This is a genomic window from Xanthomonas sp. AC360, assembly GCF_979258225.1.
In genome coordinates, this window is record NZ_OZ409846.1 from 2,999,990 (window position 1) to 3,015,935 (window position 15,946).

General features: G+C 64.6%; 14 protein-coding genes. 12 read left to right on the forward strand and 2 right to left on the reverse strand.

Features of this window, described 5'->3' with window-relative positions; genetic code table 11:
• The first annotated feature begins 425 nt into the window (after positions 1-425).
• Positions 426-1,391, forward strand: coding sequence for a cation diffusion facilitator family transporter (locus tag ACZZ0O_RS12930; protein ID WP_463590952.1), 966 nt, complete (start codon positions 426-428; stop codon positions 1,389-1,391).
• A gap of 84 nt (positions 1,392-1,475) precedes the next feature.
• On the opposite strand, the gene ACZZ0O_RS12935 is transcribed toward ACZZ0O_RS12930, so the two are convergent.
• Complete coding sequence (locus tag ACZZ0O_RS12935; protein WP_463590953.1) at positions 1,476-3,557, reverse strand: 3-hydroxyacyl-CoA dehydrogenase NAD-binding domain-containing protein; 2,082 nt, start codon at positions 3,555-3,557, stop codon at positions 1,476-1,478.
• A gap of 235 nt (positions 3,558-3,792) precedes the next feature.
• Here ACZZ0O_RS12935 and rpoE point away from each other — a divergent pair, with 235 nt between their 5' ends.
• The 9 genes from rpoE to recO all read left to right on the forward strand — a co-directional run bounded on the left by rpoE (position 3,793) and on the right by recO (position 12,884).
• Positions 3,793-4,413 carry an RNA polymerase sigma factor RpoE gene (gene rpoE / locus ACZZ0O_RS12940; protein WP_005991949.1) on the forward strand — a complete coding sequence of 207 codons (621 nt, stop codon included), beginning with the start codon at positions 3,793-3,795 and terminating at the stop codon, positions 4,411-4,413.
• Positions 4,410-5,288: a sigma-E factor negative regulatory protein gene (locus tag ACZZ0O_RS12945; protein WP_463590954.1), complete on the forward strand. Its 879-nt coding sequence runs from the start codon at positions 4,410-4,412 to the stop codon at positions 5,286-5,288. Before rpoE ends, ACZZ0O_RS12945 begins: the two co-directional genes overlap by 4 nt.
• 109 nt (positions 5,289-5,397) lie before the next feature.
• A complete protein-coding gene (locus ACZZ0O_RS12950; protein WP_463590955.1) occupies positions 5,398-6,999 on the forward strand; it encodes a DegQ family serine endoprotease in 1,602 nt (533 codons plus the stop codon).
• 173 nt (positions 7,000-7,172) lie between these two features.
• Entirely contained in the window at positions 7,173-8,963 is a 1,791-nt protein-coding gene (lepA, locus tag ACZZ0O_RS12955; RefSeq protein WP_055845361.1) for a translation elongation factor 4, read from the forward strand.
• Between the two features lie 104 nt (positions 8,964-9,067).
• Positions 9,068-9,868, forward strand: a complete 801-nt coding sequence (lepB, locus tag ACZZ0O_RS12960) for a signal peptidase I (RefSeq protein WP_055845359.1) — start codon at positions 9,068-9,070, stop codon at positions 9,866-9,868.
• Positions 9,869-10,276 (forward strand): DUF4845 domain-containing protein, encoded by a 408-nt coding sequence (locus tag ACZZ0O_RS12965; RefSeq protein WP_115527380.1) that lies wholly within the window; start codon positions 9,869-9,871, stop codon positions 10,274-10,276.
• On the forward strand, positions 10,266-10,946 hold the full coding sequence (gene rnc, locus ACZZ0O_RS12970) for a ribonuclease III (protein ID WP_055845353.1): 681 nt from the start codon (positions 10,266-10,268) through the stop codon (positions 10,944-10,946). Before ACZZ0O_RS12965 ends, rnc begins: the two co-directional genes overlap by 11 nt.
• Positions 10,943-11,839 (forward strand): GTPase Era, encoded by an 897-nt coding sequence (era, locus tag ACZZ0O_RS12975; RefSeq protein WP_055845351.1) that lies wholly within the window; start codon positions 10,943-10,945, stop codon positions 11,837-11,839. Before rnc ends, era begins: the two co-directional genes overlap by 4 nt.
• Before the next feature lie 322 nt (positions 11,840-12,161).
• Complete coding sequence (gene recO, locus ACZZ0O_RS12980; protein ID WP_323514188.1) at positions 12,162-12,884, forward strand: DNA repair protein RecO; 723 nt, start codon at positions 12,162-12,164, stop codon at positions 12,882-12,884.
• 121 nt (positions 12,885-13,005) lie between these two features.
• Here recO and ACZZ0O_RS12985 read toward each other — a convergent pair whose 3' ends face one another.
• A complete protein-coding gene (locus tag ACZZ0O_RS12985; protein ID WP_115512204.1) occupies positions 13,006-13,728 on the reverse strand; it encodes a response regulator in 723 nt (240 codons plus the stop codon).
• Positions 13,729-13,887: 159 nt separating this feature from the next.
• Here ACZZ0O_RS12985 and rlmD point away from each other — a divergent pair, with 159 nt between their 5' ends.
• Entirely contained in the window at positions 13,888-15,222 is a 1,335-nt protein-coding gene (gene rlmD / locus ACZZ0O_RS12990; RefSeq protein WP_323538119.1) for a 23S rRNA (uracil(1939)-C(5))-methyltransferase RlmD, read from the forward strand.
• 80 nt (positions 15,223-15,302) lie between these two features.
• The gene (locus ACZZ0O_RS12995; protein WP_463590956.1) at positions 15,303-15,827 is read left to right on the forward strand and encodes a CYTH domain-containing protein; all 525 of its coding nucleotides are present in this window, start codon (positions 15,303-15,305) and stop codon (positions 15,825-15,827) included.
• Positions 15,828-15,946 lie beyond the last annotated feature (119 nt).

Genomic DNA, 15,946 nt, shown 5'->3' on the forward strand with positions numbered 1-15,946 from the left:
ACGGGACACGCCGCAGGTACGTCCGTGTGGGACCTTACGCGGCATCCATGCCGCGTAAGGTTCCGCGACGCTGGGCGGGCAAGGACCAGTCGGCAGGGTCGGTACGTATGATTGCAAGCAGGGCAAGCAGGGCATGCAGCGCGGCCGTCTGATGAGGTACGGTCTGGTCGGCTTCGTTCCATCTGAGCAACGTCACTACCAAGACGACATCACTCCACCCGCCAACGAAGGCAGTGGGGTCAGCACATTGCCGCCATTGCTGCGGCGTTCGAGAGCGTTTGTTAGCCGCTCCGAGTCGCTACTCGGCCTGGACAACAAGGCGCCGCTTCGCGCTCACGTGATGTGATGTCATCACGCCCAGGTGTAATAGTCTCCGCCATCGCACGCGCCTAAGGTGCGCGCATCGCACAAGGCCACTGCACCCCATGGGACACGATCACAACCACGCACCCAGCGAAATCCGCCACGAAACACCGTTGTGGTGGGCGCTTGGCCTCACCGCCACCTTTCTGGTGGCCGAAGTCATCGGCGCGTTCGTGTCCAACAGCCTGGCGTTGTTGTCGGATGCGGCGCACATGGCCACCGACACGCTCGGTCTGATGATCGCGCTGCTCGCGGTACGTTTGAGCCGACGCCCGGCGGACGCGCGCCGCACCTACGGCTATGTCCGTCTCGAAGCCTTGGGCGCCCTGGTCAATGGCGCGCTGCTATTCGGTGTCGGTGCTTACATCCTCTGGGAAGCCGCACAACGCTTCCGCGCACCGCAGGACATTTCTTCCAACGGCATGCTGCTGATTGCCGGTTTCGGCCTGGTGATCAACCTGATCGCGATGAAACTGCTGCATGCCGGCAGCGGCGAAAGTCTCAACGTCAAGGGCGCCTATCTGGAAGTCTGGAGCGACATGCTCGGCTCGGTGGCGGTGATCATCGGCGCCTTGCTGATTCGTTGGACCGGCTGGCAATGGATCGACCCGGTGCTGGCGGTGCTGATCGGTCTGTGGGTATTACCACGCACCTGGGTGCTGCTGCGCGAAGCGATCAACGTCCTGCTCGAAGGCGTCCCCAAAGGCATCGACCTGGCGCAGGTGCGTCAGGCCTTGACCAGCTACTCCGGCGTCGATGACTTGCACGACCTGCACGTTTGGGCCCTGGCCTCCAGCACGCCCGCACTCACCGCGCACGTGGTGGTCGGCGACACCATCGACCGCGATCGCCTGCGCGACGCCCTCGGCACCTTGCTGCACGACCGCTTCGATATCGCCCACGTCACCTTGCAAGTAGAGAGCGGCGATTGCGGTACCGAACCCTGCGGTACGCCGTCCATGCAGGTTGCTGCCGACGATGGACATGATCATGCACACGGGCATTGCGCGCACAAGCACTCGCATTAGAACCACTGACGAAGCGATCGCGCAGCTGCTAGGCAAAGAAAAACGCCACCTTGCGGTGGCGTTGTCGTTGTACCGCAGCGGTGCTTAGGCCACCGCTTCCCGCAACACCGGCGAATCCCAGCCCGGACGCGGGGCAAAGCGTTCGCCATAACGCGCGTGCAGTGCCTGCAAACGTTCGAGCAAGGCATCCGCACCGACGCTGCGGATGTGCTGGATCGGGCCACCGCGGAACGGGGCGAAGCCGGTACCGAAGATCACGCCGGCATCGAGCAGGTCCGCATCGGCCACCACGCCGTCGTGCAGGCAGGCCACCGCTTCATTGAGCAGCGGCAGGATCAGGCGGTCTTCCAGATCTGCGGGCACGGCATAGCCGCTGGCCACTTCGGGTTTGACCGCGCGGCCGTTTTCCCATTTGTACAGGCCCTGGCCGTCCTTCTTGCCGCGCTTGCCGGCGTCCACGGTGGCAAGCGCGGCAGGAATAGGCAGGTGCAGGAACGGCGCCAGCTCGGCGCCGACGCCAGCAGCGACGTCCAGCCCCACCGTGTCGATCAACTCGATCGGCCCCATCGGCATGCCGAACTTCACCGCAGTCTTGTCCAGCACCGGTCCCGGAATGCCCTCGGCATACGCGGTGGCCGCTTCGAGCAGATACGGGAACAGCACGCGATTGACCAGGAATCCGGGCGTGCCCGCCACCGGCACCGGGAACTTGTCCAGCGCCTTGCAGAACGCCGCCAGGCGCGCCACGTTGGCCGGATCCAGGCCATCGTGCTGCACGATTTCCACCAGTGGCATCATCGCCACCGGGTTGAAATAGTGCAGGCCGGCAAATTGCGCGGGGCGCTGGATGTGACCACGCAGCTCGGTCAGCGGAATCGACGAAGTATTGGTGGTCAGCACTGCATCGGGCTTGAGTTGCGGCTCGACGGACTGATACAGGTCGCGCTTGGCCTGCGGATTTTCGATGATCGCCTCGATCACCAGATCCGCCTGCGCCACGCCTGCGCCAGCCAAATCGCCACGCAGGCGCGCTGCCACCGCCGGCCGCTTGGCCTCATCCTTCACCCGCTTGGTAAACAGCTCGCCGCCACGCGTCAGTGCCGTATCGATAAAGCGCTGCTCGCGGTCCTGCAGGGTGACCTCAAAGCCCTTGTACGCTGCCCACGCGGCGATATCGCCGCCCATCACGCCGGCACCGATCACGTGCACATGGCGAATCGGCGGCAACGCGGCCGCTCCTGCATCCTTGCCGCCCAGCGCCTTCAAGCGTTCGGTCAGGAAGAAGATGCGGATCAGGTTGCGCGCAGTCGGCGTGCTGGCGAGCTTGACTACCGCCTTGCGCTCGGCCGCAAGCCGCGCCTGGATGCCGCTGCCGCCCGCGCGCTCCCACACGTTGATCAAGGCATACGGCGCCGGGTAATGCTCCTTACGCGCCTTGCGTGCGACCTGCTTGCGCATCTGCGGCGCGAGCAGCTTGCGTGCCAGCAACGTGTTGGTAGCCCAGGCGGTCGCGCGTTGCTTGAACGGGCGCGTGGAGCCGCTCAAGGCCAATGCGGCGGCAACATCGACCAGCACCGCAGGCGCGGCGACCTTGTCGATCAGCCCCATCGCCCGCGCCGCCTTGGCCGACATGGTGCGCCCGGTCAGCATCAGATCCATCGCCGCCGGTGCGCCGATCAGGCGCGGCAAGCGGGCGCTGCCGCCCCATCCGGGGAAGATGCCGAGCTTGGTTTCCGGCAGGCCGATGCGTGTGCTGGCGTCGTCCGATGCCACTCGGTACCGGCATGCCAGCGCGATTTCGGTGCCGCCGCCCATGCAGAAGCCGTGGATCGCCGCTACCGTAGGGCAGGGCAGTTCGGCCAGTTTCTGGAACACCTGTTGGCCGCGATGGATCGCATCGTTGACCGTGCCCTTGCGGTCGAAGTCCTGGAACTCCTTCAGGTCGGCGCCGGCAATGAAGCCGTTGGCCTTGGCCGAGCGCAGCACCACGCCCTTGGGCGGGTCCAGGGCCAGCCGCTCGACCAGCGCGCCCAGTTCGAGCAGCACCTCCTGCGAAAACGCGTTGACCGGTGCGCCTTGTCGATCAAGGCTGAGGACGACCACGCCGTCCTCGCGCAGGTCGGCCTGCCAATGGCTGAATCGGAGCCCGTCGAAACCTGGAAGCATGCGTCTGGCCGTCCGGCGATATAAGGAAAGGCCGTTATCATCCAGAGGTTGTTTCCATCACGTCAAATACCCATACCAGTCGACAGGACGGCATGCGCTTCGCGGGAGGCGTCGCCAGCGGCGCAGTGGAGCCGCTACCCTGCTACGTGACGATCGAACCGATCGGTATGAACTTTCCTCTTCAACGGCGGTCTCATTGCCCGACTTCGGTGGGCTGACAGGAGTGCGGCCCAACATGGCCGAAGTCGATACACCTCAGGAGCTGGACCTGGAACTGGTCCGGCGTGTGCAGCGCGGCGAGAGCGCGGCGTTCGACGTGCTGGTGCGCAAATACCAGCACCGGATCGTTGCGTTGATCGGGCGCTACATCGCCGACTGGAGCGAATGTCAGGACGTGGCCCAGGATACGTTTGTGCGCGCGTACCGCGCGATCAACAGTTTCCGCGGCGACTCCCAGTTCTATACATGGCTACACCGCATTGCCGTCAACACTGCCAAGAACCATCTGGTTGCGCACAACCGCCGCCCGCCCACCGACGACATCGAGATCAGCGATGCCGAGCAGTTCGATGGAGCGACCCGGTTGCGCGACAACGACACACCGGAGCGCGAATTGATGCGACAGGAGCTGGAACAAACGGTGATGCGTGCGGTCCAAGCACTGCCGGAAGAACTTCGGTCGGCCATCACCCTGCGCGAGGTGGAGGGGCTGAGTTACGAGGACATCGCGCGAAAGATGGATTGCCCGATCGGAACGGTGCGCTCGCGCATCTTCCGGGCGCGCGAGGCCATCGACATCGAGCTACGGCCTCTGCTGGAGACCGAAAGCGCTACCCGTGAGCGACACCGTGTATGAGCGATAACCCTGCCATGTCCACCACCGACAAATTCGAACGTCACTACCGGCAGCAGTTGTCTGCGCTGGTCGACGGAGAGTTGAACGCCGACGAGTCGCGCTTCTTGCTGCGCCGTCTGGCGCACGATGAGGAGCTGGCTGGCTGCCACGAGCGCTGGCAGCTGTGCGGCGATGTGCTGCGCGGTGCGGCCAGCGCGCCGGCGCCGCTGGATTTTGCCGCGCGTGTGCGCAGCGCCATTGCCGATGAGCCAGCGCCGCAGGCGCAGCCGGCACCGCGCTCGGCCGCACGCTGGCGTTGGGGTGGCGGTGCAGCGATTGCTGCGTCGGTTGCCGCAATCGCCTTGTTCATGGCGCGCGAGCGCTTGCCGGAGACGGCACCGCCAGCCTCCGCTGTGCCGGTGTATGCGACTGCGGCGCAGCTGCCGCCCGCCGCCTCGCCGCCGGTTGCCCCGCAAGCACCGGCAACGCCCGCCCCGGCCAACCCCGGCGATGGCGGCGCGCTCGTCGCGGCGGTGCCTGCCGCTGCGCTGGCGTCCACGCGCCGCGGTGCCGCTACCCGCAATCAGCAGGTGGCGCGCAGTGCAGCGGCGCGGCAGCAACAGGCGCCTGCCCGGATGGTGGCGTCAGCTACCCCGGCTCCTGCGGCAGCGGTGAGTCCGGCAGCAACTTCCAATCCATTTACCCATCCGGACACGACACTGCAGGCGCGCCCGTGGCCACGCGCGGCGTTGTCCGGCGCCGGCGATAGCCCGCTCAATGCCAGTTTCAGCCAGAGCCGCCAGGGTCCGGCGTTCTATCCGTTCGAGCCTGCGCCCCAGGCGAGCGGCAACCCTGCGCAGAGCCGGCCGCTGCCGGTGCAGGTCCCGCAGAACTGATCCGGCCGCCGATCTTCATCCAGTCGGCGCGCTTCCTCCCGTTAACTTGCCGGGCCCGTGTCATCTCGCGGGTTCCGGCCCCTGTCGCCCTGCCATCGGAGGCAACTCGATGAATCACCGCATGCGTACCCAGATGTTTGGCCTGATCGCCATGACGTTGCCGCTGGCAGCCTGTGCTCAGCAAACGGCGCCAGCGCCGGCCGCCAAGGCCAGTGCGCCGATTGCCGCCAACCGCAGCACCACCCCGGCGCCGCAGTTGGTCGCCGGCCTGCCGGACTTCACCAATCTGGTCGAACAGGTCGGCCCGGGCGTGGTCAATATCGAAACCACCATCACCCGCAAGGATGCGATGGCGCGTTCGGCGCGTGGCGGGCGCGGCGGGCAAGGTGGGATGCCCGGTCAGGGCGGCATGCCGGACGACGAGCAGATGCCGGAGTTCTTCAAGCGCTTCTTCGGCCCGGATTTTCAGATGCCGGGCGGCCCGCGGCAGGGGCCGGGCCAGGGTGGTGGCGATGACGATGGCGGCATTGCCGGCAAGTCGATGGGCTCGGGCTTCATCATTTCCGCCGACGGCTATGTGCTGACCAATCACCACGTGGTCGATGGCGCCAGCGAAGTCACCGTCAAGCTCACCGACCGCCGCGAGTTCAAGGCCAAGGTGGTGGGCAGCGACGAACAGTTCGACGTGGCGCTGCTGAAGATCGAGGCCAAGGGGCTGCCGACCGTGCGTCTGGGCGATTCCAATACGCTCAAGCCGGGCCAGTGGGTGGTGGCGATCGGTTCGCCGTTCGGGCTGGATCACTCGGTCACCGCCGGCATCGTCAGCGCCACCGGCCGCAGCAATCCGTACGCCGACCAACGCTATGTGCCCTTCATCCAGACCGACGTGGCGATCAACCAGGGCAACTCCGGTGGTCCGCTGCTCAACACCCGCGGCGAAGTGGTCGGCATCAATTCGCAGATCTTCTCCGCGTCGGGCGGCTACATGGGGATCAGTTTTGCGATCCCGATCGACCTGGCCTTCAGTGCGGCCGAGCAGATCAAGGCCACTGGTCGGGTCAGTCGCGGCATGCTGGGCGTAGCGGTGGGAGCGATTGATACGCTCAAGGCGCAAGGGCTGGGCCTGCCGGATAGCCGCGGCGCCCTGGTCAACGACATTCCCGCTGGCAGCCCGGCCGCAAAGGCCGGTGTCGAGGTGGGCGATGTGATCCGTGCGGTCAATGGCAAGCCGATCGAGGTGGCCAGCGATCTGCCGCCGATGATCGGCCTGATGCCGCCTGGCGCCAAGGTCAACCTGGACATACTGCGCGACGGCAAGCCGCGTCAGGTGTCAGTCGTGCTGGCGCCATTGCAGGATGGCAGCGAAGACACCGCGCCACGCGCCGCAGCGGCCGACGCCAAGTCCGAAGCACCAGCCAGTGTGGCGTTGCTCGGCCTGCAGGTAGCCGACCTGACCGCCGCCGAGCGCAGTCGGCTGGGCCTGGAAGCGGGCGAGGGCGTGCGGATTGCCGCGGTCACCGGCGCAGCAGCGCGCAGCACCCAGCCGCCGCTGTCACCGGGCCTGCTCATTGCCCGCGTCGGCCGGACCAAGGTCGGCAGCGTCGCCGAACTCAACCGCGCGCTGTCCAGCTACAAGAAGGGCGACGTGGTCATGCTGCTGGTCACCGACGGCAAGGCCACCAGCTATGTGGCGCTGAAGGCCGGCGGGTGATCGAGGCCGGGAATCGGGAATCGGGAATCGTAAGAGCGCGGCCTGCCTTGGCTTTCACGATTCCCTACTCCCGATTCCCAATTCCCCCGGCCCCAATGGGGCCGGCCGTGCGATAATGCTGCGTTACCCTGACGACGGCCCCGCCGGCGCCCACCTCAATGTCCTCTGATTCAATGCGGTACATCCGCAACTTCTCCATCATTGCCCACGTCGATCACGGGAAATCCACCCTGGCCGACCGGATCATCCAGCTATGCGGCGGCCTTCAGGCGCGCGAGATGGAGGCCCAGGTTCTCGACTCCAACCCGATCGAACGCGAACGCGGCATCACGATCAAGGCACAGTCGGTGTCCTTGCCGTATACGGCCAAGGACGGGCAGGTCTATCAGCTGAACTTCATCGACACCCCCGGGCATGTCGACTTCTCCTATGAAGTCAGCCGCTCGCTGGCCGCCTGCGAAGGCGCGCTGCTGGTGGTCGATGCCGCCCAGGGCGTGGAAGCGCAATCGGTAGCCAACTGCTACACCGCGGTGGAGCAGGGGCTGGAAGTGGTGCCGGTGCTCAACAAGATCGACCTGCCGACTGCCGACATCGCCCGTGCCAAGGCCGAGATCGAAGCGGTGATTGGTATCGATGCCGAAGACGCGGTGGCGGTCAGTGCCAAGACCGGTCTCAACATCGACCTGGTGCTGGAAGCGATCGTGCATCGCATCCCGCCGCCCAAGCCGCGCGATACCGACAAGCTGCAGGCGCTGATCATCGATTCCTGGTTCGACAATTACCTGGGCGTGGTGTCGCTGGTGCGCGTGATGCAGGGCCAGATCAAGCCGGGCAGCAAGATTCTGGTGATGTCGACCGGGCGCACGCACCTGGTCGACAAGGTCGGCGTGTTCACCCCCAAGCGCAAGGATCTGCCTTCGCTGGGTGCTGGCGAAGTGGGCTGGATCAATGCTTCGATCAAGGACGTGCATGGCGCGCCGGTCGGCGACACCTTGACCCTGGCTGCCGATCCCGCGCCGTATGCGTTGCCGGGTTTTCAGGAAATGCAGCCGCGCGTGTTCGCCGGCCTGTTTCCGGTGGATGCCGAGGACTATCCGGATCTGCGCGAAGCCTTGGACAAGTTGCGTCTGAACGATGCCGCGCTGCGTTTCGAGCCGGAAAGCTCCGAAGCGATGGGCTTTGGTTTCCGTTGCGGCTTCCTGGGCATGCTGCACATGGAAATCGTGCAGGAGCGTCTGGAGCGCGAGTACAACCTGGACCTGATCAGCACCGCGCCGACCGTGGTGTACGAAGTCCTCAAGACCGACGGCTCCATCATCAACATGGACAACCCGGCCAAGCTGCCGCAGTTGAACCTGGTGGAGGAGATTCGCGAGCCGATCATTCGCGCCAACGTGCTGACGCCCGAAGAGTACATCGGCAACATCATCAAGTTATGCGAAGAAAAGCGCGGCACCCAGATCAGCATCAATTATCTGGGCAGCCAGGTGCAGATCAGCTATGAGCTGCCGATGGCCGAAGTGGTGCTGGATTTCTTCGACAAGCTCAAGTCTGTGAGCCGCGGCTACGCCTCGCTGGATTATCACTTCGTGCGTTTCGATGCCGGCCCGTTCGTGCGAGTGGACGTGCTGATCAACGGCGACAAGGTCGATGCGTTGTCGCTGATCGTGCACCGCAGCCATGCCGATCGGCGCGGCCGCGAGCTGTGCGAAAAGATGAAGGAACTGATCCCGCGGCAGATGTTCGACGTCGCAATTCAGGCCGCCGTCGGCTCGCAGATCATCTCGCGTTCCACGGTCAAGGCGATGCGCAAGAACGTGTTGGCCAAGTGCTATGGTGGCGACGTTTCGCGCAAGAAAAAGCTGCTGGAAAAGCAGAAAGAAGGCAAGAAGCGCATGAAGCAGGTCGGCCGCGTGGAGATTCCGCAGGAGGCCTTCCTGGCCGTGCTGCAGATGGATAAGTAGCAGGGAATGGTAAATCGGGAATCGGGAATCGTAAGGGCGCACGTGCTCCCGCCGTTCCAATTCCCCATTCTCGATTCTCGATTCCCTTTCCGAAAGGAACATCAATGAAATGGTTTGAAATCATCCTGGTTGTGCTGACGCTGGGCACCGGCTTTATCTGGCTGCTGGACAAGCTGTTCCTGGCCAAGCGCCGTGCCGCTCGTGCCGGGCTGCTGGACAGCGAGCCGGCGATCATCGATTACTCGCGCGCGTTCTTCCCGGTGCTGGCGGTGGTGCTGATCCTGCGCAGCTTCGTGGCCGAGCCGTACAAGATTCCATCCAGTTCGATGATGCCCAACCTGCTGATCGGCGATTTCATCCTGGTCAACAAGTTCGCCTACGGTTTCCGTCTGCCGATCACCAACACCAAATTCATTCCGACCAGCGAGCCCAAGCGCGGCGACGTGGTGGTATTCAAGCCGCCGCATGCGCCGGATCAGAACTGGATCAAGCGCGTGGTCGGCCTGCCGGGCGACAAGATCGGCTTCCACGGTGACACGCTGTATATCAACGACAAGCCGATGCGCTATACCGTCAAGGGCGAGTACATCGGCAAGGGCAAGGGCGCCGAGATGACCGGCACGACCTTGCTGGTCGAGGACCTGCCGGGCCGCACGCATACCGTGCTGGAGTGGGTGGACCGCAACATGCCGGCCGGCCAGGGCGACTGGACGGTGCCGGCAGACAGCTATTTCGTGATGGGGGACAATCGCGACAATAGTGAAGACAGTCGGTTCTGGACCCAGACGCATTTCTTGCCGGAAGCCAATCTGCGCGGCAAGGCGTTTCTGATCTGGCTCAATTGCGAAGGGTGGTTCTGTAAGGGGAGTTTCGATCCGTCGCGGATCGGGACTGGAATCCAGTAAATGCACGCACGGCGTGCCGGGGATAGCACAATGAAGCGCAAGCAAAGCGGTATGACGTTGACGTCGTTCGTGGTGGTGCTGGCGGTGGTCGGATTTGGCCTGTACATCGGGATGAAGCTGTTTCCGATGTATCAGGAGTATTACTCCGTCCGCACCGCAATGAAGGGCCTGGCCAATGAGCCCGGCAGTGCCAACATGGATCCGTCAAAGCTGCAGGATCTGTTCTTTCGTCGGCTGTACATCAATTACTCGGAGAACGTCAAAAAAGAAGACGTCAAGTTCGAGCGTGTTGAAGGCGGCTGGCGGATGAAGGTCAACTACGAAGTGCGTCGCGAGCTGATCGGCAATCTGGATATTGTCGGCAAGTTCGATACCTCGCAGGACATGACGAAACGCGGTGTCGAATAGAACCTTCCAACGTGGCGATCCGATCGGTCATGCATTCGCCGATCCGGGTCTGCTCGCCCAGGCGCTGCGGCATCGCAGCGCCGGGACGCCGCATAACGAGCGGCTGGAGTTTCTCGGCGACGGCATCGTCAATCTGCTGATTGCCGAGGCGTTGTATCAGCGCTGGCCCAAGGCCGACGAAGGCGCGCTGACGCGCGCGCGCGCCGAGCTGGTGCGCGAAGGCGCACTGGCGGTGATTGGACGCACGCTCAATCTGGGCGAGCGGTTGACGCTGGGCCCGGGCGAACTCAAGTCCGGTGGTCATCGGCGCGATTCGATCCTGGCCGATGCGGTCGAGGCGATCGTTGCGGCCATCTATCTGGACTGCGGATTCGAGCGCTGTCGCGCGGTGGTGCTGCCGTGGTTCGAGTCATCGCTTGCGGCGTTACCGGTCGGCAAGGCCGAAAAAGATCCCAAGACGCGGCTGCAGGAATGGCTGCAGGCACGGCAGCTGCCGTTGCCCAATTACGCTCTGATCAGCGAGAGCGGCGACGAACATGCCAAGCAGTTCCACGTCGCCTGCATTCTGGAGCAGCCCATCGCCCGCGCCGAGGGCCAGGGCACGTCGCGCCGTCTTGCCGAGCAACAGGCGGCGGCTACCGTCATCGCACAACTGGATGTAAACACGTGAGCGAAACCACTCCCCACCGTAGCGGCAGCGTTGCCATCATCGGCCGGCCGAATGTCGGCAAATCCACTCTGACCAATGCCCTGGTGGGCGCCAAGGTCAGCATCGTGTCCAATCGGCCGCAAACCACGCGGCATCGGCTGCTGGGCATCGCTACCTTCCCGGAAGGGCAGCTGGCGCTGGTCGACACGCCCGGGCTGCACCGCGAGCAAAAGCGTGCGATGAACCGGGTGATGAATCGCGCCGCGCGCGGTTCGCTCGAAGGCGTGGACGCCGCGGTGCTGGTGATCGAGGCCGGCCGTTGGGACGAAGAAGACACCCTGGCGTTTCGCGTGCTCAGCGACGCGGGGGTGCCGGTGGTGCTGGTCGTCAACAAGGTCGACCGGCTCAAGGACAAGACTGCGTTGTTCCCGTTTCTGGCGCAGGTCAGCGAGGGCCGTACGTTTGCCGCCGTGCACCCGGTGTCCGCGCTCAAGCGCAAGGGGCTGGAAGCTTTGGTGAGCGATCTGCTCAAGCTGGTGCCCGAAGCCGAGGCGATGTATGGCGAAGACGAAATCACCGACCGCAGCCAGCGCTTTCTGGCAGGCGAGCTGGTGCGCGAGCAGCTGATGCGCCAATTGGGCGAAGAACTGCCGTATGCCACCACCGTGGAAATCGAGCGCTTTGCCGAAGACGGCGCGCTGCTGCGGATCGGTGCGGTGATCTGGGTCGAGCGCGAAGGCCAGAAGGCGATCGTGATCGGCAAGGGCGGCACCCGTCTGAAGGAAATCGGCGGCAAGGCGCGTCTGCAGATGGAGCGGCTGTTCGGTGCAAAAGTGTTCCTGGAAACCTGGGTACGCGTGCGCGAAGGCTGGTCGGATGACGAAGCGGCATTGAAGGCGTTCGGTTACGAATGAAAGCGGGGCCGGGGACCCGGGACCCGGGACCCGGAAAGCGGACGCTGTCCGCCAGTGCGCCGGCAATGCTACGGACATGGCGCAGGGCGATGTCTCGGCATGCTGCGCCCCGTGTTGAGCGAGCGGCGCTCGCTCCATCCGCGGCGGAGCTTTCAGCTTTGCGGAACAATGCCGGGATAAGCGTTGTGCAAATGGTGCGCGTGTCTGTGGACCGCGCATGCAGCTCGGGCAGCGCTGCTGCGCACCGTCGCCATTCCGGAGGCGCTGCCCTTGCTGTCTACGTGTCCCGGGTCCCGGGGCCCCAGTCACGGCAACTGCTTCCATGCTGATCGAGCACGAACACGGCTTTGTCCTGCATGTGCGCGCCTGGCGCGAGACCAGCTTGCTGGTGGAAGTGCTGACCGAGCAGCACGGGCGGGTGGGGTTGCTGGCGCGTGGCGTGCAAGGCCCGCGCAAGCAGGCGCTGCGTGCGGCGCTGCAGCCGCTGCAACTGATTCAGTTCACCGCCGTGCAGCGCGGAGAACTTGCGCAACTGCGCCAGGCCGAAGCGCTGGATACCGCGCCGCGATTGGTCGGCGAACGCATGCTCGCCGGCTTCTACATCAGCGAGCTGTTGCTGCGTCTGGCCCCACGCAATGATGCGGTGCCCGAGCTTTATGCGTGCTACGCGCAGGCCCGTGCGCATCTGGCCTCGGAGTTGTCGCTGGCGTGGGGGTTGCGCCAGTTCGAGCGCGATGTGCTGGAGGGGCTGGGGTTTGCCTTCGATCTGCAGCACGACAGCGACGGGCAGCCGATCGACCCGGCAGCGCGCTATCGACTCGATCCGCAGGAAGGTGCCATGCGGGTACTGAGCGAACGTCTGGCGCAGGATCGGCGTGAGACCGTCACTGGTGCGGCGTTGCTGGCGCTGGGGGAGGACACAATGCCGGCTACCGATGACATGCCCGGCTTGCGCCGCAGCATGCGTAGCGTGCTGTTGCATCATCTGAACGGACGCGGGCTGAAATCCTGGGAAATGCTGGAGGATCTGGCGCGGCGGCGTTGATCTGCACGACGCGGCCAAGTGCAGTGCCGCGTGTCATTTGACGAATCGCGTATCCGATCCTGTCGACACCCAGCCAGCGCCTGATCCCACCGGCGGCGCCGCCGACGACGACACCCTCAGCTCAGTGCAATAACGCCGCCACCGCCGCATGAAACTGGGTCTGCGCGGTGTGCGATTGCGGGTCGCCACGCAGCAGGCGGACCGCGCCGGCCAGCCGGGCGGCGCCGACGAAACCGCAACTGGCCTGCAAGCGATGCAGATGATTGCGCAGCGCCTGCTCATCGCTGATGTTCAGTGCCGAGGTAACCGCGTCGCGCGTGCCCGGCAGCTCTGCCAGGAACAGTTCGCGCAGTGCGTTGAGGTGATGCTGCTGGCCGTTGAGTGCGCTCAGCGCTGCCGCCTCGTCCCAATCGCTGGCGGCGATGTCGACCACACCGACCGGCGCCACGCTGTAGCGGCCACGCGCCAGACCGCGACGCACCGCCTGCAGCAGGCGTTCGGTGGTCAGCGGCTTGACCAGCATTTCCAGAAAGCCATCGGACTGCAGACCACGCTGCATCGCCATGTCGCCATCGGCGGTATGCGCCAGCGCAGGCACGTCCGGGTGCAGCAGACGTAACGCACGCAGCAGGCCGCTGCCGGTGCCATCGGGGAGATTGACGTCGATCAGCCACAGGTCGTGGCGACGTTCGCGCGCGCGGTCCAGCGCCGAAGACAACGAATCTGCGCAATCCACCTGGGCCGGAAGGCTTTCCAGGGCAGCCTGCAGAAAGCCGCGGCTGATCGGGTCGTCTTCCACCAACAAGAGTCGTGGATGGGGTTCCTGACGTGTCGCCATGTTCATTGCTGCCTCCTTGTCAGCGGTGCCGCGTCCTGAGCTGCCGCGCGCAGGCGAAGTTTGCCTGTGTTTGCAGGGCACGACAATTGCCACGCCACGCAAGGCGGCCTCGGTCGATCGCATCTGCGACAATACGCACCCTTTTTGCCCGCAGCTTGTCGCCACGTGGCCAGAACCCGAAACCGTTTCGACCGTACCCCCTTCCAGACCGCCATCACCGACCTGAGCCATGACGGCCGCGGAGTGGCGCGCCGCGACGGTGAGGGCGGCAAGGTCACCTTCATCAGTGGCGCCTTGCCCGGTGAACTGGTGCGTGCCGAGCCCACCGCGCGCAGCCGCCATTTCGATGAAGCCAAGACGGTCGACGTGCTGGAGGCCTCGCCGCAGCGGGTCACCCCGCGCTGCCCGCATTTCGGCGTGTGCGCCGGGTGCGTGTTGCAGCATCTGGAGGAGTCGCAGCAGATCGTGGCCAAGCAGCGCGTGCTGATGGACAACCTGGAGCGCATCGGCCACGTCAGCCCGCAGACGGTGCTGCCGGCGCTGGTCGGCGACACCTGGGGCTACCGGCGTAAAGGTCGCTTCTCGGTGCGGCGGGTGGAGAAGAAGGACAAGACCCTGGTCGGTTTTCGCGAACTCGACCCGCGCTTCGTGGCCGACCTGTCGGTCTGCTACACGGTGATCCCGGAGATCGGCGAAAAGATCCCGCTGCTGGCGGCTTTGATCGAAAACATGGATGGCAAGCGCGACATCCCGCAGATCGAGTTCATCGCCGGCGACGATGCGGTGGCGTTGACCATCCGCCACATGCAGCCGCTCAGCGAGCGCGATCGGCAAGCCTGGGTGGAATTTGCGCAGACCCACGGGTTTGCGATCTTCTTGCAGCCCGGCGGCGTGGACAGCGTGCATCCGTTATGGCCACAGGACGTGCCGCTGTCGTTCCGCCTGCCGCAATGGGACGTCGAGCTGGCGTTCCGGCCGCTGGACTTCATCCAGGTCAATGCCTCGCTCAACCAGAAGATGATTGCGCACGCGCTGACGCTGCTCGATGCCAAACCCGATGACCGCGTGCTGGATCTGTTTTGCGGGTTGGGCAATTTCACCCTGCCGCTGGCAAGAACGGTGCGTGAGGTGGTCGGCGTGGAAGGCGATGCCGGATTAGTGGCGCGCGCCAAGGAAAACGCGCAACGCAATGGCCTGGACAATGCGCAGTTTTATGCGGCCGATCTGACCCAGGATCAGCGCAATACGCCCTGGATGCGTCAGGGCTTCGACAAGCTGCTGCTGGACCCGCCGCGTTCTGGCGCATTGGAAGTGCTGCAGCAACTACCGCTGAAGAAATTCGAGCGCATCGTGTATGTCAGCTGCCACCCGGGTTCGCTGGCGCGCGACGCCGGCTACCTGGTCAACGAGCAGCGCTTTACGCTGGTGTCGGCCGGTGCGATGGATATGTTCCCGCACACCGCGCATGTGGAAAGCATTGCGGTGTTTGAACGGCGGTGAATGGTGAATAGGGAGTCGGGAATGGTGAAGGCGGTTCGCCGTATGCTGTTGCGATTCCCGATTCCCGATTCCCGATTCCCATGCCCCTAGAAATCGAACGCAAGTTTCTTGTCACCGGCGACGGCTGGCGTAGCGCTGCGCATGCGGTGATCCCGATGGCGCAGGGGTACATCAACGATCAGGCGTCGTTGCGCAGTGGTGCGCAGAACGCGTCGGTGCGCGTGCGCATCCAGGGCGAGAGTGCGTTTCTCAATCTGAAGTCGCGCGAAGTCGGGCATACCCGCCAGGAATTCGAGTACCCGGTCCCCCTCGCCGATGCGCGCGCGCTGCTGGCGTTGTGCGTGGGCGGCTTGATCGACAAGCGCCGGCATCTGGTCGAGTACCAGGAGCATGTGTGGGAAGTAGATGAATTCCTGGGCGATAACGCAGGGTTGGTGGTGGCCGAGATCGAGCTTGGCAGTGCTGACGAGGCGTTCGCCAAGCCGGAATGGATCGGTGCGGAAGTCACCGACGACGTGCGCTATTACAACCTGGCACTGGCTTCGCATCCGTTCTCGCAATGGGTGGAGAGCCGGGAGTCGGGATTGGGCATTCGAGATTCGTAAAAGCAAGGGTGATGCGTCGGCTCTGGGCGATGCCTTGCGCATCACCAATCACGATTCCCCAATCCCTGTCTCGGTATTGGGCTTATGCTTTGCGAATCCTAAATCCCCACCGACGAATC